This is a genomic window from Melaminivora alkalimesophila, assembly GCF_000282995.1.
In the GTDB taxonomy this organism is placed as follows: domain Bacteria; phylum Pseudomonadota; class Gammaproteobacteria; order Burkholderiales; family Burkholderiaceae_C; genus Melaminivora; species Melaminivora alkalimesophila.
In genome coordinates this window covers 1-321 of the sequence record NZ_ALEE01000816.1, presented here as the reverse complement: position 1 = coordinate 321, position 321 = coordinate 1, and the positions used below count along the sequence as shown (strand labels likewise).

1 pseudogene is annotated in these 321 nt (G+C 76.9%); it reads left to right on the top strand.

The annotated features are described in order from the left end of the window. A pseudogene (locus tag A612_RS15770) lies at positions 1-231 on the top strand (ABC transporter ATP-binding protein); the annotation flags it as partial. Between the last annotated feature and the right edge of the window lie 90 nt (positions 232-321).

The window sequence follows — 321 nt, the reverse complement described above, 5'->3', positions numbered from 1 at the left end:
GCGATCGCCCGCGCGCTGGTGCACCGCCCGCCGCTGCTGCTGGCCGACGAGCCCACCGGCAACCTCGACCCCGCCACCGCCGCGCGCGTGATGGACGTGCTGGCCGACCAGATGCGCGAGCACGGTGCCGCGCTGGTGCTGGTCACCCACTCCGGGGCGGCCGCGGCGCGGGCCGACCGGGTGCTGCACCTGACCGCGCAGGGCATGGAAGCAGCGCCAACCGTGCGCTGACGGCGCGCCACCATCGCCATGCTCGCCCTGCTGCGCACCTTTTCCTGGCAGGAGCTGCGCCGCCACCCCTGGCGCAGCGCCGCCGCCGTG